General features: G+C 68.0%; 21 protein-coding genes and 1 tRNA gene. 6 read left to right on the forward strand and 16 right to left on the reverse strand.

Translation table 11 applies throughout. The features are described from left to right. Window positions 1-156: 156 nt before the first annotated feature. The 6 genes from IP69_RS02325 to IP69_RS02350 all read left to right on the forward strand — a co-directional run bounded on the left by IP69_RS02325 (window position 157) and on the right by IP69_RS02350 (window position 6,694). Window positions 157-1,377 carry an LL-diaminopimelate aminotransferase gene (locus tag IP69_RS02325; protein WP_054141412.1) on the forward strand — a complete coding sequence of 407 codons (1,221 nt, stop codon included), beginning with the start codon at window positions 157-159 and terminating at the stop codon, window positions 1,375-1,377. A 189-nt stretch (window positions 1,378-1,566) separates the two neighbouring features. After that, complete coding sequence (locus IP69_RS02330; protein WP_156323250.1) at window positions 1,567-2,016, forward strand: hypothetical protein; 450 nt, start codon at window positions 1,567-1,569, stop codon at window positions 2,014-2,016. A gap of 51 nt (window positions 2,017-2,067) precedes the next feature. Further along, on the forward strand, window positions 2,068-3,414 hold the full coding sequence (locus IP69_RS02335; protein WP_054141187.1) for a homoserine dehydrogenase: 1,347 nt from the start codon (window positions 2,068-2,070) through the stop codon (window positions 3,412-3,414). A gap of 99 nt (window positions 3,415-3,513) precedes the next feature. Continuing rightward, the gene (gene glpX / locus IP69_RS02340; RefSeq protein ID WP_054141188.1) at window positions 3,514-4,512 is read left to right on the forward strand and encodes a class II fructose-bisphosphatase; all 999 of its coding nucleotides are present in this window, start codon (window positions 3,514-3,516) and stop codon (window positions 4,510-4,512) included. Between the two features lie 142 nt (window positions 4,513-4,654). Further along, window positions 4,655-6,457, forward strand: a complete 1,803-nt coding sequence (gene recJ, locus IP69_RS02345) for a single-stranded-DNA-specific exonuclease RecJ (protein WP_054141189.1) — start codon at window positions 4,655-4,657, stop codon at window positions 6,455-6,457. A 162-nt stretch (window positions 6,458-6,619) separates the two neighbouring features. Further along, window positions 6,620-6,694, forward strand: a tRNA-Glu gene (locus tag IP69_RS02350). A gap of 341 nt (window positions 6,695-7,035) precedes the next feature. On the opposite strand, the gene IP69_RS02355 is transcribed toward IP69_RS02350, so the two are convergent. The 16 genes from IP69_RS02355 to IP69_RS02430 are packed head-to-tail and all read right to left on the reverse strand — an operon-like array spanning window position 7,036 to window position 25,407. Beyond that, window positions 7,036-8,655: an isochorismatase family protein gene (locus IP69_RS02355; RefSeq protein WP_054141190.1), complete on the reverse strand. Its 1,620-nt coding sequence runs from the start codon at window positions 8,653-8,655 to the stop codon at window positions 7,036-7,038. A 12-nt stretch (window positions 8,656-8,667) separates the two neighbouring features. Next, window positions 8,668-9,516: an MBL fold metallo-hydrolase gene (locus IP69_RS02360; RefSeq protein ID WP_054141191.1), complete on the reverse strand. Its 849-nt coding sequence runs from the start codon at window positions 9,514-9,516 to the stop codon at window positions 8,668-8,670. Between the two features lie 13 nt (window positions 9,517-9,529). Further along, entirely contained in the window at window positions 9,530-10,414 is an 885-nt protein-coding gene (locus tag IP69_RS02365; protein ID WP_054141192.1) for an amidohydrolase family protein, read from the reverse strand. Beyond that, entirely contained in the window at window positions 10,411-11,523 is a 1,113-nt protein-coding gene (locus IP69_RS02370; RefSeq protein WP_054141193.1) for a VWA domain-containing protein, read from the reverse strand. Before IP69_RS02370 ends, IP69_RS02365 begins: the two co-directional genes overlap by 4 nt. Continuing rightward, window positions 11,520-12,404, reverse strand: coding sequence for a MoxR family ATPase (locus IP69_RS02375; protein ID WP_054141194.1), 885 nt, complete (start codon window positions 12,402-12,404; stop codon window positions 11,520-11,522). Before IP69_RS02375 ends, IP69_RS02370 begins: the two co-directional genes overlap by 4 nt. 4 nt (window positions 12,405-12,408) lie before the next feature. Then, entirely contained in the window at window positions 12,409-13,452 is a 1,044-nt protein-coding gene (locus IP69_RS02380) for a molybdopterin cofactor-binding domain-containing protein (protein WP_054141195.1), read from the reverse strand. 1 nt (window position 13,453) lies between these two features. Beyond that, window positions 13,454-15,211 carry a molybdopterin cofactor-binding domain-containing protein gene (locus IP69_RS02385; protein WP_054141196.1) on the reverse strand — a complete coding sequence of 586 codons (1,758 nt, stop codon included), beginning with the start codon at window positions 15,209-15,211 and terminating at the stop codon, window positions 13,454-13,456. 11 nt (window positions 15,212-15,222) lie between these two features. Next, the gene (locus tag IP69_RS02390; protein ID WP_054141197.1) at window positions 15,223-15,705 is read right to left on the reverse strand and encodes a (2Fe-2S)-binding protein; all 483 of its coding nucleotides are present in this window, start codon (window positions 15,703-15,705) and stop codon (window positions 15,223-15,225) included. A 10-nt stretch (window positions 15,706-15,715) separates the two neighbouring features. Beyond that, entirely contained in the window at window positions 15,716-16,537 is an 822-nt protein-coding gene (locus tag IP69_RS02395) for an FAD binding domain-containing protein (protein WP_054141198.1), read from the reverse strand. 1 nt (window position 16,538) lies between these two features. Beyond that, window positions 16,539-16,991 (reverse strand): SRPBCC family protein, encoded by a 453-nt coding sequence (locus IP69_RS02400; protein ID WP_054141199.1) that lies wholly within the window; start codon window positions 16,989-16,991, stop codon window positions 16,539-16,541. Between the two features lie 4 nt (window positions 16,992-16,995). After that, a complete protein-coding gene (locus IP69_RS02405) occupies window positions 16,996-17,433 on the reverse strand; it encodes an SRPBCC family protein (protein ID WP_054141200.1) in 438 nt (145 codons plus the stop codon). Window positions 17,434-17,445: 12 nt separating this feature from the next. Beyond that, window positions 17,446-20,376 carry a flotillin family protein gene (locus IP69_RS02410; protein WP_054141201.1) on the reverse strand — a complete coding sequence of 977 codons (2,931 nt, stop codon included), beginning with the start codon at window positions 20,374-20,376 and terminating at the stop codon, window positions 17,446-17,448. A 28-nt stretch (window positions 20,377-20,404) separates the two neighbouring features. Continuing rightward, window positions 20,405-21,280, reverse strand: a complete 876-nt coding sequence (locus IP69_RS02415; protein ID WP_054141413.1) for a phosphoenolpyruvate hydrolase family protein — start codon at window positions 21,278-21,280, stop codon at window positions 20,405-20,407. An 8-nt stretch (window positions 21,281-21,288) separates the two neighbouring features. Continuing rightward, entirely contained in the window at window positions 21,289-23,529 is a 2,241-nt protein-coding gene (locus IP69_RS02420; protein WP_054141202.1) for an ABC transporter permease, read from the reverse strand. Further along, on the reverse strand, window positions 23,522-24,325 hold the full coding sequence (locus IP69_RS02425) for an ABC transporter ATP-binding protein (protein WP_054141203.1): 804 nt from the start codon (window positions 24,323-24,325) through the stop codon (window positions 23,522-23,524). Before IP69_RS02425 ends, IP69_RS02420 begins: the two co-directional genes overlap by 8 nt. Then, window positions 24,322-25,407 (reverse strand): branched-chain amino acid ABC transporter permease, encoded by a 1,086-nt coding sequence (locus IP69_RS02430; RefSeq protein WP_054141204.1) that lies wholly within the window; start codon window positions 25,405-25,407, stop codon window positions 24,322-24,324. Before IP69_RS02430 ends, IP69_RS02425 begins: the two co-directional genes overlap by 4 nt.

Below are 25,407 nucleotides of genomic sequence, written 5' to 3' on the forward strand. Positions count from 1 at the left end.
GCGTTTTTCAGCCTCTCGTGAACAAAGATGCGATGAGAGCGGCATGCGGCGCAACGATCTGAATCGTCACCGTTGGGGCCGCCGATAAGCAGGGGTGCCGGAGTGGAGCCGCGCCCCGTTCGAGATATGCCGGATCCGGTAAGGGAACTGTTCGAGATGGCCGATTTTCATCGCATCAAGCGCCTGCCGCCTTACGTTTTCGAGCAGGTCAACAAGATCAAGGCCGCCGAACGCGCCAAGGGCGTCGATATTGTCGATCTCGGCATGGGCAATCCCGATCTGCCGGCACCCAAGCACGTTATCGAGAAGCTGATCGAGACGGCGGGCAAGCCGCGCACTGACCGCTACTCCGCCTCCAAGGGAATCGGCGGCCTGCGCCGCGCCCAGGCCGGCTATTACGAACGCCGCTTTGGCGTGAAGCTCAATCCAGACACGCAGGTCGTCGCCACGCTTGGCTCCAAGGAAGGCTTCGCCAACATGGCGCAGGCTATCACTGGCCCTGGCGACGTCGTGCTGGTGCCCAATCCGAGCTACCCGATCCACGCCTTCGGCTTCCTGATGGCGGGCGGCGTCATCCGCTCGGTGCCGGCAGAGCCGACGCCGGCCTTCTTCCCGGCGCTGGAGCGGGCGATGATCCATTCGGTGCCCAAGCCGATCGCGCTGGTCACCTGCTATCCGGCAAACCCGACCGCCTACACCGCCTCGCTCGATTTCTACCGCGACCTCGTCGCCTTCGCCAAGAAGCACGACCTGATCCTGCTCTCGGACCTCGCCTATGCCGAGGTCTATTTCGACGAGAACGATCCCCCGCCCTCGATGCTGCAGGTGCCGGGCGCGATGGATGTCACCGTCGAGTTCACTTCGATGTCGAAGACCTTCTCGATGGCCGGCTGGCGCATGGGTTTCGCCGTCGGCAATGAGCGCCTGCTGGCGGCACTCGCCCGGGTGAAATCCTATCTTGACTACGGCGCCTACACGCCGATCCAGGTCGCGGCCGCGGCTGCTCTCAATGGCCCGGATGATTGCATCCGCGAGATGCGCGACATCTACCGCAAGCGTCGCGACGCGCTGGTCGAGAGCTTCGGCAAGGCGGGCTGGGAGTTTCCGGCGCCCGCAGCCTCGATGTTCGCCTGGGTGCCGATCCCCGAGAAATTCCGCCATCTCGGCTCGCTCGAATTCTCCAAGCTCCTGATCGAGAAGGCCGAGGTCGCGGTCGCGCCGGGCATCGGCTTCGGCGAGCATGGCGACGACTATGTCCGCATCGCCATCGTCGAGAACGAGCAGCGCATCCGCCAGGCGGCCCGCAATGTCGGCCGCTTCCTCAAGGGCGCCGATCACACGCTGCATAACGTCATCCAGATGCCCAGGGCGGGGTAGGGGCGCTTTAGCGCTCGCACGTCACGCTCGGGCTTGACCGAAAAGCATGACGCGACGCCTCGGGCTGGCGCAACTTCTGTAAGAGACGCTCTGGCATCCGCTGCACTGCGCCCGAGAATGATGGAAGGCTTCCTCTGGACCCCGCCCCCGAAACATGGGAACCCCGTCAAACGGACCAGCATGTCCGGAATGGGGCTTTCATACGCGATGATCAGCAAGGGCCGTTTGCTCGCGGGGGGCGTCATTCTGTTTGCGCTCGTCTGCCTCGTTGCGACGCTGGATTTTTCCCGCGGCCGCGTGCCGGAGACGACCTCTCCCCTGGTCGGTGATGTGCTGGCTGCGACGACGGCGCGCGAATGCGGCCGCGACGCCACCGAGGTCGTATCGCGCCATCTCCCGGCCGGGATCGAGCAGGCGGCGGCGGAATCCATTCTGAAAGCCGCGACGATCGTCCCGCCCCAGCCCTGGTTCTGGACGCCCGTGATGGAGACAGCCACGACCTGGACCGGCGATACGCTGGAGGCGCTGCGCACCATCAAGACCACCGCCTTCGGCACCAATCTCCTGCGCGTCCATCTGACCTTCGGCGATGGCAAGCTGCGGCGCCTCGCGGCCGAGGTCGTTTGCCGATTCGGATGAGGCGATGGGTGCGGCGTTGACTCGACGCCCCCCTCATGCGACCCCGCGCCCATGACAAGCACGACCGTCCAGACCGTCTCGAAGCCCCTGCGTATCGGCCTTGCCGGCCTCGGTACGGTCGGCGCTTCTGTGCTGGGCATCCTGCGCCGCCAGGAGAAAGCTCTGAGCGAGCGCTGCGGCCGGCCCATCGTCGTCACTGCCGTCAGCGCCCGCGATCGCACGCGTGATCGCGGGATCGATCTCAATGGTTTGACCTGGTTCGACGATCCGGTCGCCCTGGCGACATCCGACGAGATCGATTGCCTGGTCGAGTTGATCGGTGGCTCCGACGGCCCGGCGAAAGCGGCCGTCGAGGCGGCGCTCGCCGCCGGCAAATCGGTCGTCACCGCCAACAAGGCGCTGCTCGCCCATCACGGGACCGCTTTGGCGACCCTGGCCGAGGAGAACGGCGTTGCGCTCGCCTTCGAGGCCTCGTCGGCCGGCGGCATCCCCATCGTCAAGACGCTGCGCGAGGCCCTGGCCGGCAATACCGTGACCCGGCTTTACGGCATCCTGAACGGCACCTGCAATTACATCCTCTCGCGCATGGAACTGGAAGGGCTGACCTTCGAGGCCTGCCTCAAGGACGCGCAGCGCCTGGGCTATGCCGAGGCCGACCCGACCTTCGACGTCGAGGGCTACGACACCGCCCACAAGCTCGCCATCCTGACCAGCCTCGCCTTCGGCACGAAGATCGATGCCGAAGCGATTCATGTCGAAGGCATTTCCTCAATCACTCCGCTTGATCTGAAGATGGCCGACGAACTCGGTTACCGGATCAAACTGCTCGGCGTGGCCGAACGCACGAAGACCGGCATCGAGCAGCGCGTCCACCCCACCATGGTACCGAAGTCGTCGGCCATCGCGCAGGTGATGGGCGTCCTCAACGCCGTCACCATCGATGCCGACGCCGTGCGCGAACTGACGCTGATCGGGCCTGGTGCCGGCGGCGATCCGACCGCGTCAGCCGTCGTCGCCGACATCGCCGATGTCGCGCGCGGCACGGCGGGTCTGCCGTTCGGCCTGCCGGTCGCGCGGCTCGAGACTGCGGCGCGCGCGCCGATGCAGCGTCATGAGGGCGGCTATTATGTCCGCCTCTCCGTCATCGACCGGCCGGGCGCGGCAGCGGGCATCGCAACCCGCATGGCGCAATCCGACATCTCGCTGGAAAGCATCGTGCAGCGCCGCTCGGCCGCCGCCGCCGCTCAGGACCCCGCCGGCCGCTCCGGCGCGCCCGTGCCCGTCGTGCTGATCACCTACGCGACCAGCGAGGCCGCGATCCGCGCGACGCTCGACAAGGTTTCCGCCGATGGTCATGTCGCCGAACCTCCGCAAGTCATCCGGATCGAACGGGAGTAGCGCGTGGCGAATGGCGAGTGGAAAGCCCACTCTCAGGTCGATCCGCGTCCGCCATCGTCGCCATTTCGCCATTCGCCACTCGCCTCAAGGGAGCCACCCATGTCCGAAGATCTCCGCATTTCCTCCTCCCAGATCATCGAGCGCTATCTCTCGATGGAACTGGTGCGCGTCACCGAGCGGGCCGCCGTCTCGGCTGCCCGCCTGCGCGGGCATGGCAACGAGAAGGCGGCGGACCAGGCGGCGGTCGATGCCATGCGTCGCGAGTTGAACCGGCTCGCGATCGACGGCGAGATCGTCATTGGTGAGGGCGAGCGCGACGAGGCACCGATGCTCTTCATCGGCGAAAAGGTCGGCACCCGGCAGGGCCCCAAGGTCCACATCGCCGTCGATCCGCTCGAGGGTACGACGCTTTGCGCCAAGGACATGCCCGACTCGATCGCCGTGATGGCGATGGCGGAGGCCGGCAAGCTCCTCAACGCGCCCGACGTCTACATGGACAAGATCGCCATCGGCCCGGGCTATGCCCGCGGCGTCGTCGATCTCGATGCCTCGGCCACCGACAATATCTATGCGCTCGCCAAGGCCAAGGGCGTCAAGCCCAGCGAGATCTCGACGCTGATCATGGACCGCCCGCGCCATGCCAAGCTGATCGAGGAGGTCCGTAAGACCGGCTGCTCGATCCGCCTGATCACCGATGGCGACGTCGCCGGCGTGATCTACTGCACCGAGCCGCACAAGACCGGCATCGACCTTTATCTCGGCATCGGCGGCGCGCCCGAGGGCGTTCTCGCGGCGGCGGCGCTGCGCTGCGTCGGCGGCCAGATGCAGGGCCGCCTCATCCTCGACACCGAGGAGAAGCGCGCGCGCGCCTTGACCATGGGCATCACCGATCCCAACAAGAAATACAGCATGGAAGAGATGGCCTCTGGCGACACCATCGTCTGCGCGACGGGCGTCACCGACGGCGGCATGCTGAAGGGCGTCAAGTTCGGCCGCGAGGTCATCGAGACCGAGACGATCGTCTACCGCTCGATCACCGGCACGGTCCGCCGTATCCATGGCGAGCATCGCGACTTCAGCAAGTTCAATCTCGACTGAAGCCTGCTTCAAGCCAGAGGCGATCCGGCCGGCTTCGCCCGGCCGTTTTCGTTTGCGCGCCGCTGCGGATTGCGCCTGAATCGGGCGCCCGCCAGGCGGGCACAGTTGACGGAAGCCCGCGCCTGCGCGACGCCCTCCACGCATGAGTCTCGAACCTCCCCGCGCCTTTCTCGGCGTCACCCGTTCCGCGCTGGGTCGTCCCTGGCGCGACCGGCTCGACGCCGCTGGTCTCGGCCGCGCCGAGGCGCTGTCGCAGATCGAGGGCATTCCCGACATTCTCGCCCGCTTGCTGGCGGGGCGAGGCATCGAGGCCAGCGAGGCGGCGATCTATCTCGAACCGAAGCTGCGCGACCTCCTGCCCGATCCCAACACCCTGGTCGGCATGGACGCCGCCGCGCAAAGGCTCGCGAAAGCCGTCGTCGCGCGGGAGCAGGTCGCGATCTTCGGCGACTACGACGTCGATGGCGCCTGTTCGGCGGCGCTGCTGGCAGGATTTCTGTCGGATGCCGGCGCGCGCCCGCGCATCCATATTCCCGACCGGCTGATCGAGGGCTACGGCCCCAACAGCGAGGCCATCCGCCAACTTGCCACTGAGGGCGCGACGCTGCTCGTCACCGTCGATTGCGGCACGACCAGCCACGAGCCGCTCGCGGAGGCAAGGCGGCTGGGGCTCGACGTCGTCGTGCTCGATCATCACCAGGCGCCCGAGCGGCTGCCGGAGGTCGAGGCGCTGGTCAATCCCAACCGTCAGGACGATCTCTCGGGGCTCGGCCATCTCTGCGCCGCCGGCGTCGTCTTCGTGGCGCTGGTGGCGACGCGCGCCGAACTGCGGCGCCAGGGCGTCTGGGCGGCGCGGGGGGGCGAGCCCGATCTTCTGGCGGCGCTCGATCTCGTGGCGCTGGCGACAGTTGCCGACGTCGTGCCGCTGCAGGGCCTCAACCGCGCCTTCGTCCGCCAAGGACTGTCGATCCTGCGCGGCCGGGCGAGGCCGGGTCTGGCCGCGCTGATGGATGTGGCGGGGCTCGATGGGCCGGTCCAACCCTGGCATCTCGGCTTCCTGTTGGGTCCCCGCATCAATGCCGGCGGGCGCATCGGCGATGCGGGGCTCGGCGCCAGACTCCTGCTGACGACGGACGAAATCGAGGCGCGCGGCATCGCCGCCGAACTCAACCGCCTCAATCAGGAGCGCCAGGAGATCGAACGCCAGGCGGTGATCGAGGCCACCTCGCAGGCCGACCACGCGCTGCTGCGCGACGCCGACCTGCCCGTCCTGCTGGCTGCATCGAAGGACTGGCACCCCGGCATCGTCGGGCTGGTGGCCGCCAGATTGAAGGAGCGTTTTCGCCGGCCGGCCCTTGCGTTGGCGTTGAACGGGGAGGGCGGTGCCACCGGCTCGGGCCGCTCGGTGACCGGCGTCGATCTGGGGCGCGCGGTGCGGGAGGCCGTCGAGGCCGGACTCGCGGTCAAGGGCGGCGGGCATGCCATGGCGGCGGGTGTCACCCTCGCACCGGGGCAGGATGTCGCCTTCCACGCCTTCCTGATCGAACGCCTGGCGGCCGAGGTTGCCGTCGCCGGCGATTCGCAGGCGCTGTTGATCGACGCGGCGCTCAGCGCCGGCGGCGCCACCCCGCGCCTTTTGGCCGAGATCGACAAGGCCGGCCCTTTCGGCCAGGGCAGCCCCGAGCCGGTCTTCGTCTTTCCGGCACATCGCCTGACCGATGTGGTCGAGATCGGCAGCGGCGGGCATGTCCGGGTCAAGCTCAGGAGCGGCGATGGCGGAAGCGTCGGCGGCATCGCATTCCGCGTCGCCAGCGAGCCCCTGGGGCGGGCCCTGATGGCGGCGCGCGGCGAAAGCGTCCATCTTGCCGCGACGCTGACCTTGAACCGCTGGGGTGGCAACGAGACCGCCGAACTGCGCGTCCTCGATCTCGCCAGGCCGACCTGACCTGGCCCGACGACTGTGCCGGCCTTTGGGCGCGCGGCCTCGGGGAGGGCCCTGTGTCGCAGGATGAGCTGGGCAGAACGCGAAACAGACGCTTGCGGAGTGGGAACGCTGCCACTATACCTCGCCCCGCTTCGACAGGAACCGCGCGCGGTTCTGAAGCCCGCGACCTTCGTCTATCGGTTAGGACACCAGCCTTTCACGCTGGGGAGACGGGTTCGACTCCCGTAGGTCGCGCCACTCATGTGGCTCAGTCATTGATTTTCAAAGAGAATAGCTTCGTTCTGTGGGCTCAGATCGGCTCATTACACCGGTGGGAAGTCGGTGCGGGCGAAAGCGGTTTCGGTCGAGCAGTTTGCATTCCGCCCGGCGGCAAGAATGCTGCCGATCATTCCGAGGCATCCGCTCTTAGCCTGGTCAAACGCACAAATCGTTTCTCTGTCATCCTCGCGATGTATGATGATGGCTGTGAGCAAGTCGCGAGACCAGCCGTGTACGGCACGCCTCAGGGCATTGCGAAGGCCAGCTGTCACGGCATGTGGCGTCCCTGACCCTGGTGTACAAACACGCTGAATACGGCATCACCCGTCGGTCGCGGCGATGACGGCGTCGACATCGGTGACGACACAGACATTCTGCAGCGCGTAATTGACCGAGGCTGCGTGCCATTCGGCGTTCATCGTCGAGCAGGCATCTTCCGGTACCAGCATGAAATAGCCCTTGTCGGCACCGGTGCGGGCCGTGTGCTCGATCGACATGTTGGTCCAGGCGCCCGTGACGATGACGACGTCACGGCCCAGCGCCTTGACCACGGTTTCGAGTCGCGTGCCCTCCCAGGCGCTCATGCGGCACTTCTCAACGACATGATCGCCGGCCTGAGCCTCCAGCCCGGGCACGGGCGCGCAGCCCCAGGTCCCGCGCACCAGCGCCTTGGCGTCGGCCAGCCCCTCGAACAGCGGCGCGTTCATGGTGACGCCCGGCGCGCCGGGCTCGACCACGAACCAGACATGGATCACCGGAATGCCGCGCGCTCGCGCCGCATGCGCCAGCTTCGCGCCGTTGGCGATGGCGTTCTGCTGCCTGCAATGCTCCGGGGAGCCGGACGACGCGAAGGCCCCGCCCTCCATCACGACATCGTTCTGCATGTCCTGGATGATGAGCGCGCAGCGCGCGGGATCGAGGTGATAGCCGGCAGCAGCCTTCTTTGCGCCGCTGGGGGCGACCGTCGCGGCAGGCTTGACGCCCGAGACCGGCTCGGATGCGGGACTGCCGCCGCGCACCGTGCCGCCCCCCGCTTTCATGAAGGGCTCCATGCGCGGGCCGATCTTGGTCTCGACTGCGTAGAGCGAATGCGTTGCGGTGAGGAACAGCGTGCGCCAGTCCGGCCCGCCCCAGGCGAGGTTTCCGACGAGTTCCGGCACGCGCAGCTTGCCGATCAGCTCGCCCTTGATGGTGTAGACCCAGACGCCGCCGGGGCCACAGACCCAAAGATTGCCTTGCGCATCGCATTTCATCCCGTCGGGGACGCCGGGCTCCGAGGCCGAAACGATGCCCGAGGCGAGGATGCGACCCGGCCCAAGCCGCCCATCGGCCAGGATCGGGAAGACGCGGATGTTGTGCTGCACCGTGTCGTTGACGAAGAGCCTGTCCTCCGTCGGGCAGAAGCACAGCCCGTTGGGCTGGTCGAAGAGATAGCGATCGACCAGGAGCTGCGGCTCGCCGCCTCCGGGGGGAATGCGATAGACGCCCTGAAAGCCGAGCTGGCGCGGCCGCTCGACGCCGAAGACCGGCATGCGGCCATACCAGGGGTCGGAGAAATAGATCGACCCGTCCGACTTCACCACGACGTCGTTGGGGCTGTTGAGTTCCTGCCCCTCGAAATGCGAGGCCAGCACCTCGCGCTGCCCATCCGGCCGCTCGCGGATCAGCGACGAGGTCGCGTGCTCGCAGACGATCAGGTTAAGCTCGGCATCATAGGTCATGCCGTTGCATTTGTTGGCCGGCCGCTTGACCTCGCGCACGCCGCTCTTGTCCCAGCGACGGCGGACATCGCCCGGCATGTCGGAGAACAGCAGATGCTGCTCGCGCGGATGCCAGACCGGCCCCTCGCAGAAATCGAAGCCGGTGCCGAGTTGGCGGACCGGCGCCCAGAGATCGACGAGGTCGGCGAAGGCCGGGCGGACGGCTGTATGTGTGGTCATCGCGGCCGGCCCTTAAGCCGCGAACCAGTTGCGCGGCGGCAGCGACTGCACGACCGGCCCGGGAACCGCCATGTCCATGCGGCCGACGACCTGGCCATGTGCAATCTTGGCCGGCTTGTCATGGACCGGCAGCAGGAATTTGCCGGCCGAGAGCAGCTTTTTGATCGCGGCCTTCTCCTCGCGCTTGGAGACGCCGTGATTGCCGGTGGTGCGCGGCTCGTTGGCGCTGATCTCGTGGAAGGGCGTGACGATCTGGTCGTTGAAATCATAGATCACGTCGCCGCAGAGGATGGCGCGGCCCTCGACCGTGTCGACATGCACGTTCATCGAGCCCTCGGTATGGGCGCCGGCCGCTTCGAGATAGCACCCCGGGAACAGCTCGATCATCCCCGACAGCTCCAGATCCTCAAAACGCAGCGCGTCGCGCGTGTGCAGCCGGTCGATCAAATGCTTGATGTCGGGGGCCGGATATTGCGGGTGCATCAGCCCCGAGACGGAGTATTCGAGCTCGCGCCGGTTGAGGATTACCGTCGTGTTCATCGAGAAGAGCTCATCCTTCCCGGCATGGTCGATATGGAGATGGGTGTGCATGACGTAGCGCACATCGCCCATCCGGACGCCGTGTTTGGCGAGCTGGTTTTCGATCATGTTCTCGTGGAACTGGAGCCCGCGCATGCCGAGCGTCTCCATGATCTGGTTGTGGCGGTAGCCGGTGTCGACGACCACCGGCCAGGGGCCGCCGAGGATCAGGAAGCCATAGGTCGGGACGCGGCGGGTACGGCCGCAATCGCGACCGAGCACGAGGAAGCTCGATTCCAGCTCGATGTCGCCATAGTCGAGGATCTTGATTTCGAGCGCCATGGAGGTTCTCCCGTCAGTGCTGGGCGAGGCGGTAGACCCGCCGCGCGGTTTGGCTGAAAACAGAGGCCGCCGCGCCCTCCGGCACGGCGGCGCGATGGCGGCCGATCAGCTCCGGATAGGTCGTCCAGAGCTTCTCGATCGGGAAATTCGAGCCGAACAAGCAGCGCTCTGCGCCAAAGAGCGCGAGCGTCTCCTGAACGACGAAGGTGATGTGCTGCGGGTCGTTGCGGCGCAGGAAGGTGCCCAGCCCCGAGAGCTTGCTGACGATGTTGGGCTGGCCCGCCAGCGCCCGCATGCCGTCCCGCCAGTGCTCGACGCCCTCCGGCGAGAGGTCCTCCAGCATCCCGGCATGCTGCAGCACGAAATTTACCTTCGGGCAGTTGAACGCCAGTTCGGCCGCCCCCTCCATCTGGGGAGCGAAGACCTGCAGATCGAAGCTGAAGCCGTAATCTGCCAGGAGCGCGATGTTGGCCTGCAGCTTGGGGTCCCGGCAGAGATCGGCGCCGCTGGCGAAGCGATAAAGCGGGTTGTCGTGCCAGTGCAACTGCATCCGCACGCCACGCACCCGCGGGTTCGTCGCCAGCGCATCGAGCTGCGGCCGGACGTCTTCTGCAAGCATGTCGGCATAGGCGACGATGGCGATCGGGAAGCCGGATTCGTCGGAGGCCTGCGAGACGAAAGCGACCTCGTCGAGATGAAGCGCGGGCGCCCAGTTGGCCTGGACATAAACGGCCTCGGTCACGCCGCAGGGCCGACAATCCGCGAGATATTCCGCGACCGGGTAGTCGCGCCGGATCGGCTCATAGGGGCCGAAGATGCGCGGCTGCATCGGGCCAACGAGCCAGGGCAGGTCGGCCTGGCGCCAGATATGGAAATGCGAATCGACGATTGGGATCATGCCGCGACCGAGCCTCCGAGCGAAAGGATGTGGCGGCAGATCCGAGCCGTGCTGGCGCCATTGCCGAGGCTGGCGAGGCGCGGCGCGATCAACCGCAAGGCCTCGGTCTCCGGCCGGTAGCCGGGGTCGATGGCGAGCGGCGTCAGCCAGTCGATGCGGTGGGCTCGCGCCGCAAGCCGCGTCACGGCCGACACCAGCGCGGCGGGGTCGCCGCGCTCCAGACCGTCCGACAGCACGACCACGACCGCGCCGCGCGCGTAAGACGCGAAGCGCGGCACGGCGAGGAAGGCCTGCAGCGCGTCGCCTATGCGGGTGCCGCCATCCCAGTCGGCGACCAGCCCCGACGCCTCGGCCAGCGCCTGCTCGCGGCGCTTGCGGCGTAGCGCCCGGGTCACCCGCGTCAGCCGCGTGCCGAAGGTGAAGACCTCCACCCTGGACGTCGCCTGGACGATCGCATGTGCCAGCGCAAGATTTGCGTCGCTGCGCTGCTTCATCGAGCCGGAGACGTCGATCAGCAGCAGGATGGGGCGGGGACGGGTCACCCGCCGGAGCTTCTTCAGGCTCATCACCTCGCCATCATGGCGGATCGCCGCGCGCAGGCTGCGGGCGAGATCGACGCTGGGGCCCCGCCGTGCGCCGCGATGGCGGTAGCCGCGCCGCCGGGGCAGGGCGGCCGGCAGCGCGCGGGCGAAGCGGCGCAATGTCTCGCTCTCGTCCAGCGGCTGCAAGGCCCGCACCGACAAGGCCTCGGCGCCGGTTGCCGCCTGGCCGGTCTCGTTGACCTCCTCCCCGACCAGGATCTCGCGCGAACCGGAATCCTCCTGGACCGCCATCTCCTCGTCGGGCGCGAAATCCTCATCGCCGGGCTCTGCGAGGGCGCCGAGGAAATGCAGGTCGAACAGCGCGTCGAACAGGTCGCGCTGCTCGGGATGGGGCGCGAGCGTCGCGACAGCCGCCTTGCGCACATGCGCGAGGCTGCGCGGCCCGAGCAGCTCGACGGCCATCAGGAAGCTCGTCGTCTGCTCCGGAGCGACAGAGAACCCATGGCCGCGCAGCAGCGTGGGGAAGGCGACGAACAGGCGCGCGGCTGCGGGGAGTGGGGCGATCATGCCGCCAGCCCCGGAATGATCAGCGGCAGGCGGGGGCGTAAGTGGACGAAATCCTCCTCGTCCTTGATCGCGGCGCCCAGCGAGCGGCGGAACGCCTCCGGCCAGGGCGCGCCGGCCTGGGCGAGCGCGGTCGCGGCCTCCGCCCAGTCGACGGCTTCCGCCACGCCCGGCGGCTTGGCCAGCGGCTCCTGCCGCAAAAGCCCGATGGCGTGGACGACGGCGCGCGCCGTGCCCTCGGCTACGGCGGATGAGCGCAGCATGATGATCTGGGCCTCCCGCTCTGGCTCGGGATAGGCGATGTAATGGTAGACGCAGCGGCGGCGCAGCGCCTCGTGCAGCTCGCGGGTGCGGTTGGAGGTCAGGACCACGACCGGTCGCTCGGCCGCGCGCAAGGTCCCGCGCTCGGGGATCGAGATCGAGAAATCGGAGAGGAATTCGAGCAGGAAGGCCTCGAATTCATGGTCCGATCGATCGATTTCGTCGATCAGCAGCACGGTGGATTCCGGCCGGCGCAGCGCCGTCAGCATCGGCCGCTCGATCAGGAAATCGTCGCGGTAGATGTCGAGCGCCTCGCCCTCCCGCGCCTGGCGGATCGCCAGCATCTGGCGCGGATAGTTCCACTCATAGAGCGCGGCAGAGGCGTCGATTCCCTCAAAGCATTGCAGGCGGATGAGCTGGCGCCCAAGGATGCCGGCGATGGCCTTGGCGGCCTCGGTCTTGCCGACGCCGGGCGCGCCTTCGAGCAGCAGCGGTTTGCCGAGCGCGAGCGAAAGATAGCCGGCGGTGGCGATGCCGTCATCGGCGAGATACATCGCCCCCGTCAGGGCCTGGGCCAAGTCCTCGGGGCTGGATATGCCGGCGACGGTGGTCCTCAGCGCCATGCCGTCACCGCCAGTTCACGGGGCCGCCGCGCCGCGGGCCGGGCTTGACCCCGCCATTGGCCTTCAGGCCGCGCAGGATCTTTTCGGGCGTGATCGGCAGTTCGTCGACGCGCACGCCGACCGCATTGTAGACCGCGTTGGCGATCGCCGGCAGGACGGGATTGGCGCACATCTCGCCGGGCCCCTTGCCGCCGAACGGCCCGTCCGGCGCCGGGCGCTCCAGCACCGTGACGTGATAGGGCGCGATCTCGCCCGGGCCCGGCATCAGATATTCGTTGAAGTCGCGCGGGCCGTGCGCCGGGTCCGGATAATAGGGCTCGGGTGTCTCAAACAGCGCGTGGCTCATGCCCATCCAGGCGCCGCCGACAAGCTGCTGCTCGACCATGCGCGGATTGATGACGCGGCCGAGTTCATAGGCGCTGGTCATCCTGAGCACTTCGACCTCGCCGGTCTCGTCATCGACGGCGACGTCCGCCACCAGGCAGGCATGGGCGAAGGCGGTGTTGGGGTTCATCTCGCCGGTCTCGGCATCGACCGCCGAGAGCGGGATCAGGAAGATGCCGCGGCCGGCGATGGTCTTGCCCTGCTTGAACTGCGCCGCCTGGGCGGTCGCCTTGACCGTGATCGAGCGGGATGGCGCGCCGCGAACATGGATGTTGCCGCGCCCGTCGGTGACGAGGTCGCCGGCATCGACCTCCAGTTCCTCGGCCGCGGCCTCGAGCAGCACGCCGCGGGCCTCGCGCGCCGCGACGATGATGGCATTGCCCATGCGATGCGTGCCGCGCGAGGCAAAGGAGCCCATGTCATGGGGGCCGGTGTCGCTGTCGGCGGTGTCGACATAGACGTCCTCGACCGGCACGCCGAGCGTTTCCGCCGCGATCTGCCGCGAGACCTGCTTCATGCCCTGGCCGAGATCGATCGCCGAGAGCGCGACGGTGAACTTGCCGTCGGGGTTGGAATGGATCAGCGCCTGGCTCGGATCGCCGCCGAGATTCATCCCGATCGGATAATTGACGGACGCCATGCCGCGACCTTGGTGACGGGCCATGTCAGCGCCTCCTGCCGAAGACGGATGAAAAGCGCACCGCGCCATGCTGGGTCTGGGTGGCCGGCGCCGGAGCGGGCGAGGGCGGCGCTGGGGGCGGTTGGTAGGGCGGGGGCTGGCGGCCCGCCACCGGCTGGTACGGCGAGGGCGGCGGGGCATAGGCCGCAGGTGCCAGCGGCTGCGTCGCTGTCCGGGCCGGTTCGTAGCGCGGCACCTGGGTCGGCGCGGCGCGGCCGTCTCGCGCGCCCTCCATCACCGGCTGCTTGCTCGGCGCGATGCGCGAGGTGCCGGCCGGCAGGGTTTGCGTCGGGCCCGATTGACGCGTGTCGGGCCGGCCGATCTGGCCGCGTGCATCGAGCACGGTGGCGGGAATCTGCGCGCGCTCGCCGGCGCCGCCGCCGGTGAGAGAGGATTGCCGCTTGCCCTGTTCCGAGATCGGCCAGTTCGCCTTCCCGGCCGCGACCTGGACGCATTCGATCAACGCCGTGTTCGAGGCCTTGCGCCGATGCGGCTTCATGTCGCCGTCGCGATAGGCGTTGAGGATCCGGAACTCCATCGGGTCCATGCCGGCGGCCTCGGCGAGCCGGTCCATCTGGACCTCCAGCGCGAAATCCACCGCCGTGATGCCGAAGCCGCGCATGGCGGTGGAGGGGCAGCGGTTGGTGTAGGCGACATGGACGTCGGAGGAGACGTTGGGGATCCAGTAGGGCCCTGGCAGATGCGCCGTGCATTTGATCGCGGCATAGCTGGAGAGCCGCGTATAAGCGCCGGCGTCGAAATAGCTGCGGATCTGGCGGGCAACGATGCGCCCGTCGCGCATCAGCCCATCCTTGATGTAGATGCGCTCGGCCCCGCGCGGCGAGCCGTAGAGCATCTCCTCCTCGCGATCGAGCACGAAGCGGACCGGGCGCCCCGTCACCATCGCGCCCAGCACCGCCAGCGGTTCGGTCAAGGAATCGACCTTGCCGCCGAAGCCGCCACCGACCGTGCCGCCGATGAAATGCAGCCGGTTGGACTCGACCGCGACGATCTTGGCCGCGGTCCCAAGCGCGAAGAACAGGCCCTGCGCGCAGGAATGCACCACGAAGCGGCCGTTCTGCTCGGGCGCGGCGATCGAACCATTGGTTTCGGTCGGCGCATGCTCGATCGGCGACATCTGGTAGCGGTGCTCCAGCACCATGTCGGCCGAGGCGAAGGCGCGCTCGACATCGCCGAAGCGCAGCTTCTGATGGTCGAAACGCTCGTGATACTCGAAATAGTTTGCCGGATAGGTTTCGTTGACGACAGGCGCGCCGGGCTTCAGCGCCTCCTCGACGTCGAAGACGGCGGGCATCGGCTCATAGTCGATCCGCACCAGTTTCTTGGCCGCGAGTGCCTGCGCCTCGGTTTCGGCGATGATCGCGACGACCGGCTCGCCCTTGTAGTGGACCTGGTCGACCGCCAGCGAGGGCTCGTCGTCCTTGCCGAAATTGATCAGGCTGAGCAGCGTGTTCTTGTTCACCGGCACGTCGGCGGCGCGCAGCACGCGCTTCACGCCCGGTGCGCGCGCCGCCGCCGCGATATCGATCGAGCGGATGCGGGCGCTGGCATGGGGACTGCGCACCACCTTGAGATGCAGCATCCCGTCGAAGGCATGGTCGTCGAAATAGCGCGTCAGCCCGGTGACATGGCCGGGCATGTCCTGACGCTGGATGCCCTTGCCGATGACGTTGAGATTGTCGTCGCGCTCGTCGGCGAAGAGGTCCTTGCGGAGTTCTAGCATGTCGGCCTCCCTCAGGCGCGGCGCAGGCCGGGCGAACCGGCTGCGGCGAGGATCGCCGCGACGATCGGCTCGTAGCCGGTGCAGCGGCAGATATTGCCGCTGATCGCCTCGATCACCTCGTCGCGGGTGGGGTTGGGGTTCCGGTCGAGCAGCGCGCGTGCCGCCGTCAGCATGCCCGGCGTGCAGAAGCCGCACTGCGCCGCGAAATGCTCCATGAACTGGGCCTGCAGCGGGTGCAGTTCGGGTCCATCAGCCATCCCGGACGCCGTCTCGACCTGCCGGCCCTCGCAGGCGACCGAGAGCGTCAGGCAGGACAGATGCGGCTCGCCGTCGATCAGCACGGTGCAGACGCCACATGCCCCCTGGCCGCAGCCATATTTCGGCGCGAAATCGCCGAGGCTCCGCCGCAGCGTGTTGAGCAGGGTCTCGGGCGCATCGACGAAGGCGGCGCGGTCGGTGCCGTTGAGGCGGAACTGGACGGGGATCTTGGCCATGGCGCGCTCCTCAGCGGGGCTCGCCGGCGAGCAGCCGGCCGAGATGAACGGGCAGCACCTCGCGGCGATACCATTCGCTCGCGATCGCGTCGGTGGCAGGGCGGCAGCCTTCCAGCGCGCCCGTCTTCGCGGCGGCGATCGCGGCGGCATCCAGGCTCTTGCCCTCCAGCGCCCGTTCGACGCCGCGCGCGCGGATCGGCGTCGGCGCCATCGCGCCATAGGCGACCCGCGCTTGGGCGACGCGCCCGCCGGCCAGCGGCAGATGCGCGGCGATCGACAGGACCGAGATGCCCTTGGGCTTCACCCGGCTGATCTTGCGGAAGTGGAAGTCCCCCGGATTGGCCGGCCGCGAGAACTGCACGGATGTGACCAGCGCCGATCCCGAGCGCTCGCGCGCGGCCAGGAACTCCTCCAGCGGCGTCGCCCGGCCGGAGCCGAAACCCGCCTGTAGGACAACCTGCGCGTCGAGGGCCAGCAACGCGACCGTGAAATCGCCATAAGGCGCGGGAGCGAACAGGTTGCCTCCGACGGAGGCCATATTGCGCACGGCCGGTCCGCCGATGGCGCGCGCCGCAGGATGCAGGAAGGCAAGCTCCCGGTTCGCCAGGATCATCCCCATGGTCACGCCCGCGCCGAGTTCGATGCGTCCGCCGCCGGCCTCGATCCGCCGGAAGGCGGGATCGGTGACGCGAAGCAGCGTGCCCTCCGTCAGGCGGCCTTCGTTGACATCGCGCATGACCAGCGTGCCGCCGCCGATCAGCACCGCCTGCCGGTCGCCCGACAGGATGCCGGCGGCCTCCGAAAGGGTCGTGCAGCTTCTCACATCGAGCATGTCAGACGGCCTCCCTCGCCAGTTCGGGCAGGCGGCGCACCGCCTCGATGCCGTTGGTGTAGACCTCGTCGCCGACGATGCGGGCGAGCTCGGCTTCCCGGCCGGGCGGCGTGGTGAAGCGGCTTTCCCAGTGCCAGAAGGCGCGGTTGCCGTCGGTCACCGGCAAAAGCCGGACATGGGCGACGTAGTTGAACAGCGGGATCGGCGTATCGAGCAGGCAGTAGCTGAAGGTCATTTCGAGATCCGAAAGCGTGAGGAGCTGCTCGCGCAATTCGCTGCCGTCCTGCAGCCAGAAGCGGCGCACGCAGCCGATCTTGTCGGACGGGTGCCCGCGCTCGATCTCGCTGCGGGCGACGATCGGGTGCCAGCGGTCATGGCCGTTGAAGTCGCGCAGCACCGACCAGAGCAGGTCGACCGGCGCGTCGATGATCGTGCTGCGGACGACATGGGGCATGGTCTCATCCCCCGAATGCGCGCTTGAGCGCGTCGAAGCCGCCCTGGAAGACATTGGTGCCGATGCCCTCGATCAGCTCCGCCTCGCGTTCGGGCGCGCAGTCGAATTCGGCCGACCACTCGATGAAGGTCCGCTCCTGGTCGGTGATCGGCGTCAGCCTCAGCGTCGCGACATAGTTCGTCAGCGGCATCGGCGAGTCGAGGATCGCGTAGGTGCAGAACATGTCGTAGTCCGAGAGGCCGAGCAGCTGCTCGCGCAGGCGATCGCCGCTGCGCAGCGAGAAGGCACGGATGCAGCCGACCTTGTCGGCCGGTTCGCCATTCTCGATCCGGCTTTCGGCGATGCGAGGGTGCCAGTTCGGCAGGCCGTTGAAATCCCGCACGCGGGCCCAGACCTTGGCGGCGGGGGCGGAGATGACGCTGGAAACGTAGACGCGGGCCATGATGCTTCAGCCTCAGGAGGTCTTGCCGGGGCCGGCTTTGGGCGCTCTGCCCCCGCCGCCCGACTTGGGATCGCCGCCGCTCTGACCGTCGCTCTTCGTCTCGCCGCCATCCTTCGGTTTGGCCGGCTGCGCATCCTTGGCGACGCGCTGCATGTCGGAGGCCTCGCGCATCAGCCCGCCCATCTTGGCGAGGTTGCCGCCCTCGATGCCGATCTCCTTCAGCACCTGGTCGATCATCGGCGCCTGGACGCGGTAGCGCAGCGCCGATTCGATGACCTCATCGGTCGGCGAGCGCGCCGCCCCGCCTGCGCCGCCCGAACCGCCGCCACCGGCGAGGCCGTCGACATGCAGGATGCGGATGCCCTCGATCTTCTCCATCGGCTTGACGCTCTCGCGCACGATGCCCTCGATCTTGTCGAGCAGGCGGCGACGGAAGAGCCCGTAGCGGGAGCCGTCGGTGAGCACGTTCTCGGCCTCGTAGAGCAGCTTCTGCGCATCGGCCTCGACGGTGCGGCGAATCTTGTCGGCCGCCGCGGCGATGTTGGATTCCTCGGCCGCCTTCTCGGCCAGCAGCACCTCGACGGTCTTGCGCCGCCGCGCGCCCTCGCTCTCGCGCACCGTCTTGACGTTTTCCTCGGCCTCGACCGCCTTGGCGCGGGCGATCTCGGCATTGGCCTGGGCGGCGGATTCCTCGAGCGACTTGGTGTAGAGCGCGATCGCCTTGTCCATGGCGGCGGCCTCGACATCGCGCTCCCTAGCGATCTCCAGCTTGCGCAGCTCGCGCTGGCGCCCGACACGGGCCTCGTCGAGCCCCCGATCCGACGAGATGCGGGCGCGCTCGACCTCCTCGTTGGAGGCGATCTGCGCCTCCTGCAGCGCCTGGGTGCGGGCGATCTCGAGCTGTTCCAGCGCGCGGCGGCGTTCGATCCGCGTGGTCTCCAGCGCCTGCTCGCGGACGATATCGACGGTCTCGACCTGCTGCCTGGCGGTGATCTCTGCCTGGCGCAGCGCGCTGTCGGCATCCGTACGCTCGACCTTCTTGGCGGCGAGCACGATCGCGCGGTCTTCCTCCGCAACCTCGACCGCCTTCTTCTGGGCGATCTGCAGCATTTCGCGCGATTTCGCCGCGTCGATGCGCTCCTCGTCCAGCTTGAGTTCGGTGGCGATGCGCTGACGCTCGACGGTATCACGACGCTTCAGCTCGGCTGTGTCGAGATCGGCGTTGCGGCGGATCTCCAGCTCCTTGGTCGAGAGCTCGGCGGCGATCCGCTCGGCTGCGACGACCTTCTCCTGCGCGATGCGTGCGGCTTCCGTGGCCTCGCGGGCCGCGATCTCGGCGGTGTCGATCGCCTGGTTGCGGGCAATTTCGAGATTGCGGATGTCCTCGTCGCGGCGGATGCGCTCACTGGCGACGATGCGCTCCTGGCTGATGCGCGCCTTCTCCACGGTCTCACGCGCCGAAATCTCGGCCGCCTCGATCGTCTCGCTCTGCTCGATCTCCAGCAGGCGCTTGCGCTGCTCCAGCGCGATGCGGTCGGCCGTCAGCACGTTCTCTTGGGCGATCCGGGCCTTCTCGACCGCCTCGCGAGCGGCGATCTCGGCCTCGTCCAGCGCACGGTTGCGGGCGATGCCGAGCGCGCGGACGCGCTCCTCCTGGCCGATGCGGGCGGTATCGACCGCTTCGCGCGCCGCGATATCCTCCTGGTCGAGCACGCGGGTGCGCTCGATCTCGCGATTGCGGATCTCCTGCTCGCGGATGATGCGCTCGGCGCTGATCGCGCTCTCCTGCAGGATGCGCGCTTTCTCCGTGGCTTCACGAGCCGCGATCTCGGCGGCTTCCAGCGTCTGCGCGCGCTCGATCTCCTTCTGCCGTATGTCGCGCTCGGAGGCGATGCGGGCTGCGCTGATCGCCTGTTCATTGGCGATGCGGGCCTTCTCGATCAGTTCGCGGGAGGCGATCTCGGCCTCCTCGACGGCCTGCGTCCTCGCAATCTCCTGCTGGCGGATGTCGCGGTCGGACGCGATGCGCGCCTCGCTGATCGCGCGCTCATTGGAGATGCGCGACTTCTCGATCTCCTCGCGGGAGAGGATCTGCGCCTGCTCGGCCTCGGTGTCGCGGGCGGCGCGCTCGCGGGCGACCTCGGCGCGCTGGACGGCGCGCTTGATCTCGATTTCGCGTTGCTGTTCGAGGCGGGCCGCCTCGCTGTCGCGCTCGATGTCGAGCGCCTGGCGCTCGGCCTCGAGGTTGCGGGTGCGGATGCGGATCATCGAATCCTGCTCGATGTCGTTGCGCAGCTTCCGCTTGTCTTCGATCTCCTCGATGATCCGCGTCAGACCGGCGGCGTCGAAGCGGTTGGACGGGTTGAAATACTGAAGATCGGTCTGGTCGAGATCGGTCAGCGCCACCGATTCGAGCAAGAGCCCGTTCTGGTCGAGCGCCTCGGCGGCAGCCTCCTTGACGCGCTGGACGTACATTCCGCGCTGCTCATGCATCTCCTCCATCGTCATCTCGGAGGCGACGGTGCGAAGCGCCGAGATGAACTTGCCGGACAGGAGGGCATGAAGCTGGTCGGGTTGGAGCGTGCGCCGGCCCAGCGTCGCGGCGGCGACGGACACCGAGTCCCGCTCCGGCTTCACCCGGACATAGAACTCGGCGTCGATGTCGACGCGCATCCGGTCGCGGGTGATCAGCGCGTCGTTGTTGGCCCGCGTCACCGCGAGCTGCAGCACGTTCATGTTGACGGGCGTGACGTCGTGGATGATCGGCAGCACGAAGGCGCCACCATTGATCACCACCTGTTCGCCGAACAGGCCGGTGCGGACGAAGGAGACCTCCTTCGACGAGCGCCGATACAGCCAGTTCACCAGATAGACGATGATGGCGATGACGATCACCGCCACGATCAGCCAGAGGATCAGCGATCCGATCAGCTGTCCCGTCATGTCCTCATCCTCCCGCCCGTAGCCTGGGTCATTTCGCTTTGCCCGCCTTGCCGGCGGGCTTCTTGACTGTGAGATCGCGCCCGATGCGCTTGAAGGCGCGGGTCTGTTCGCGGATCGCGACCTCGACCGGCAGCCGTTCCATCGAGGAAGCGCCGTAGAAGCCGTGGCAGTGCTTGGTGTTTTTCATGATGAAATCGGCGTCCGCCGGCTCGGCGACCGGCCCGCCATGGACGAGGATCAGCGCGTCCTTCTTCACCGCGAGCGCGGCGGCTGCCCATGCATCGACCAGCGCCGGGCAGTCGGCGAGCTTGAGCGCGGTCTCGGCGCCGATCGCTCCCCCCGTCGTCAGGCCGAGATGGCAGACGATGATGTCGGCGCCGGCCTGCGCCATGGCCCGCGCATCGTCCTCGCAGAAGACGTAAGGCGTCGTCAGCAGGCCCTTGGCGTTGGCGAGCCTGATCATCTCGACCTCGAGGCCGTAGCCCATGCCGGTCTCTTCGAGATTCTTGCGGAAGACGCCGTCGATCAGCCCGACGGTCGGGAAATTCTGCACCCCCGCGAAGCCGATGCGCGCGACCTCGTCGAGGAAGACATCCATCCGCCGGAACGGATCGGTGCCGCAGACGCCGGCGACGACCGGCGTGGTCTTCACCACCGGCAGCACTTCGGCCGCCATCTCCATGACGATCGCATTAGCGTCGCCATAGGGCATGAGCCCTGAGAGCGAGCCGCGCCCGGCCATGCGGTAGCGGCCGGAATTGTAGATCACGATGAGGTCGATGCCGCCGGCCTCCTCGCATTTGGCCGACAGCCCCGTGCCGGCGCCGCCGCCGACGATTGGCTCTCCGGCTTTCACCATCGCCCGGAAGCGCTTCAGCAGGCTCTTCTTGTCGAAGCTCACCATCTTGCTCCTCATGCCTTCGCCCGCTCGCGTCGGCGCCCGGCATGCAGCGGGCGGAACTGCTGCACGAGGGCGGCGGCGAAGGCCGGGTCGTTGATGTGATGCGCGTAGCGGATCAGCTGCCGGGTCGGCGTCTGGCGCACGGTCTGTTCCAGCGCCTGGAACAGCGCGGCGTCCGCTACGGGATCGTGGAAGGGCTGGCCGGGCGCATCGAGCGCCGAGACGCCCTTCTCGGGCAGAAGGAAGCGCACCGGCCCCTCCATCAGGTTCAGCCGCTCGCCGATCCAGCGCCCCATCCGCGCATTCTCGTCAGGCGTGGTGCGCATCAGCGTGATCTGCGGATTGTGCGGGTAAAGGTTGCGGCCGCGATAGCGCTCGGGAACGGTCTCGGGGGCAAAGAAATTGACCATGTCGAGCGCGCCGACCGAGCCGACATAGGGAATGCGGGTGCGGATGATCGCCCCAAACCGGTCCTCGGTCGCGGGCAGGAAGCCGCCCATCATCATGTCGCAGATTTCGGTGGTGGAGACGTCGATGACGGCGCCGACCAGCCCGGAATCGACCAGCTTCTCCAGTGCCCGCCCGCCCGTGCCCGTGGCGTGGAAGACCAGCGGCTCCCACTCGGCCTCCAACAGCTTACCGACCTGCTGCACGCAGGGCGTCGTCACGCCGAACATGGTCAGCCCGACAAGCGGCTTCTCAGGCTCGCCGCGCCGCGTCGTCGCCGGTCTGGTCAAGTCGGCCAGCCGCGACTTGGCCATGGCGGCCATCGCCCGCGCGCCATTGCCGAGCACCAGGCGCGAGACGCGGTTCAGCCCCTGCACATCGGTGACGGCATGCATCATGGTGATGTCGGCGGCGCCGACATAAGCCCCGACATCGCCCGAGGCCATGGTGGAGATCATCAGCTTCGGCAGGCCGATGGGCAGGTCCTGCATCGCCGGCGTCACCATCGCGGTCGCGCCCGAGCCGCCGGCCGAGATCACGCCGAGAACGCCCTGCTGGCGCGGCAGCCAGGCCTTGAAGGCTTGCGTCATCGCCGCGACCGCAGCGCCGCGGTCGCCCGATGCGATGCCGGCCGAGCCGCGCGGATGGGCGAGCGCGATCTCCTGGGGGGGGACGTCGCCGCCAGCGCTGCGGCCCGAGGTCGAGATGTCGACGAGCCGCGCCCGCACCCCTTCCGCCTGCACGAGATCGCGGATGAATCGCAGCTCGTCGCCCTTGGTGTCGAGCGTGCCGACGACGATGACATGCGGCTCGCCGCTGGCCGAGGGCGCCTGGCGCCGGCCATCCGCGACGGCCCGGCCGTCGAGCGTCGCCAGGGTCGGCCGCGAGATGGTGCGCGCCTGCGCCTCGATGCGCGCTGCCGGCACCGGCTGCGACCAGCGCGTCGGGATCACCGGATTGGCGTTGTAGACCCGCAGCGGCCCGGTCGGCGGGGAGGGCGCGCGAGCCGCCCCGCTCTCGGGAGCCTGAGCCTCGCTTTGCGCCCCATCCGTTTCGTCATGGCCGTGACGGCCGACGCCGAGCAGGCGTTGCTGGAGTTCACGATCACCCGCCAGCGTCGCCGAGGCGATGATGCGGTTGACCCGGCCATTGACCATGATGGCGACGGGGTCCGACATCTCGGTGGCGACGCCGATATTCTGTTCGATCACGAGGATGGCGACGTCGCCCTGATCGGCGAGGCGCACCAGCATCTCCTCGACATGGGCGACGATGACCGGCGCGAGCCCCTCAGTCGGCTCGTCCATGATCAGGAGGCGTGGATTCATCAGCAGCGCGCGGCTGATCGCCAGCATCTGCTGCTCGCCGCCGGACAATTGGGCGCCGCCATTGTTGCGGCGCTCGGCGAGCCGCGGGAAAGCCTCGTAGATCCGCTCCGGCGTCCAGGCCCCGCGCTTGCCGCGCTGCATCAGGCGCAGGTGTTCGTCGACCGTCAGCGAACGCCAGAGCCGACGGCCCTGCGGGACATAGCCGATGCCGAGCCGCGCGATCTCGGCGGGGCTGCGGCCGGCGATCTCCTCGCCGAAGAAGCGGATCGAGCCGGAGCTGATCGGCACCAGCCCCATGATCGCCTTGCACATGGTCGTCTTGCCCATGCCGTTGCGGCCGACGACCGAGAGCACGCCGCTCTGCAGCGTGAGATCGACGCCCTGCACCGCATGGGAGCGGCCGTAGAAAACGTTGAGACCCGCGATCTGCAGGATCGGCACGCCGACGCCTGGAGGAGCCTTGAGGCGTTCAGCCATGACCACCTCCGACATGACCGCCTCCCAGGTAGAGTTCCTGGACCTCGGGGTCGGTTTCGATCTCCTCGGGCGCGCCTTCCTTGAAGATTCGGCCATTGTGCATCATCGTCACGCTTTCGACGACGCGCAGCGCCACATCCATGTCGTGCTCGATGATGATGTAGCCGATATGGCTCGGCAGCGAGGTCAGGATATGGACGAGGTCGCGCCGTTCCGTCGGCGACAGCCCCGCCGCCGGCTCGTCGAACAGGATGAAGCGCGGCGCTCCTGACAGAGCCAGCGCGATCTCGAGCTGGCGCTGCTGGCCATAGGCGAGCTCGCCGACCAGTCTGTCCTTGACGGGACCAAGGTGCACGGCCTCCACCAGCGTCTCGGCGGCATGGACCAGCGCATCGTCGCGGCGTGGCCGCAGCATCGAGAAGCGGTTCCGCGAGACGCCCCGGCAGGCCAGATAGACATTGTCGAGCACCGACAGCCCGACGAAGAGCGAGGAGATCTGGTAGGTCCGGCGCAGGCCGCGCCGGATGCGCTCCTGCGGCGGGAAGGCAGTGACATCCTCGCCGAAGAAGCGGATGACGCCGGAGCTCGGCGCGAAATCACCTGTGATGCAGTTGAAGAGCGTGGTCTTGCCGGCGCCGTTGGAGCCGAGCACGGCGCGCCTTTCGCCGGGCCTCACCGAGAGTGTGATATCGGTCAGCGCCGCTAGCGCTCCGAACAGCCGCGAGACCCCGCGCAGTTCGAGCGCATTGGCCGAGCCCGCCGCCGTCAGCCGTTCGCGTGTGGCGATCGCGCTCATGGCGTGCCTCCGCCGGATCCCATCTGGCTGTCGCGGATATCGCCGCTGCGGCGATAGCGGTCGCGCAGCCGCTGCCAGATGCCGATCAGCCCGTCGGGCGAGAACAGCACGATGACGAGGAAGCCCAGCCCGATCAGCAACTGGTAGCGCCGCCCGTCGAGACCGACACCCTCCAGCACATCGAGCGAGAAGGTGCGCAGCAGCACATAGACCAGCGCGCCGATGAAGGGGCCGATGGGGCGGCTCAGGCCGCCGACCACCGCGATGATCAGCATGTCGACGACCGGGCCGACCCCGGCCGTGCCGGGCGAGATCTGGCGCTGATACCAGACCAGCAGCACGCCCGCTGAGGCCGCGATCAGCGAGGCGAAGGTATAGGCCGCGATGCGGTGCGCCACGACGTCGAAGCCCAGCGCGGCCATGCGGCGGGGATTGTCGCGCGTACCCTGCAAGGCGAGCCCGAAAGGCGCCCGTGAGACATAGACCACGGCGCCATAAGCCAGCGCCGCGCAGGCGAGCGTCAGGTAGTAGAAGGGCACCTGCTGGCCCCAGTCGATGCCGAGGAAAACCGGCGGCAGGATGCCGTTGAAGCCGCTGAAGCCGTTGAAGATCGTGTAGTTCTGCAATGTCAGGTAGTAGAACGCCGAGGCGATCGCGAGCGTGATCATGATCGTGTAGATGCCCTCGGTGCGCACCGAAAGCGCGCCGCTCAGCGTGCCGAACAGCGTCGCGACCAGGATCGCGACCGGCGCGGCCAGCCACCACGGCCAGTGCAGGCTGATCTGCGAGATCGCGCTGTCGCCCAGGATCGCGACGAGGTAGCCGGCAAACCCCGCCACCGTCATCTGGACCAGGCTGACGATGCCGCCATAGCCGGCCAGGAACATCAGGCTCAGTGCGATCAGGCCAAGGATCATGGAATAGGCAATGATCTGGACCAGCCAGAACGGGCTCGCGATCGCCGGCATGAGAAGCAGCAATCCAGCGACGACCCAGAACGCCGTGCCACGGCGCGCCACCCAGTCGCTGAAGCTCTCGCGAGGGCGGGCTTGCTGTGCCAGGTTGAGGTCCGCGACCGCCAT

It is taken from the genome of Allobosea sp. AAP35, assembly GCF_001295925.1.
Lineage (GTDB): Bacteria > Pseudomonadota > Alphaproteobacteria > Rhizobiales > Beijerinckiaceae > Allobosea.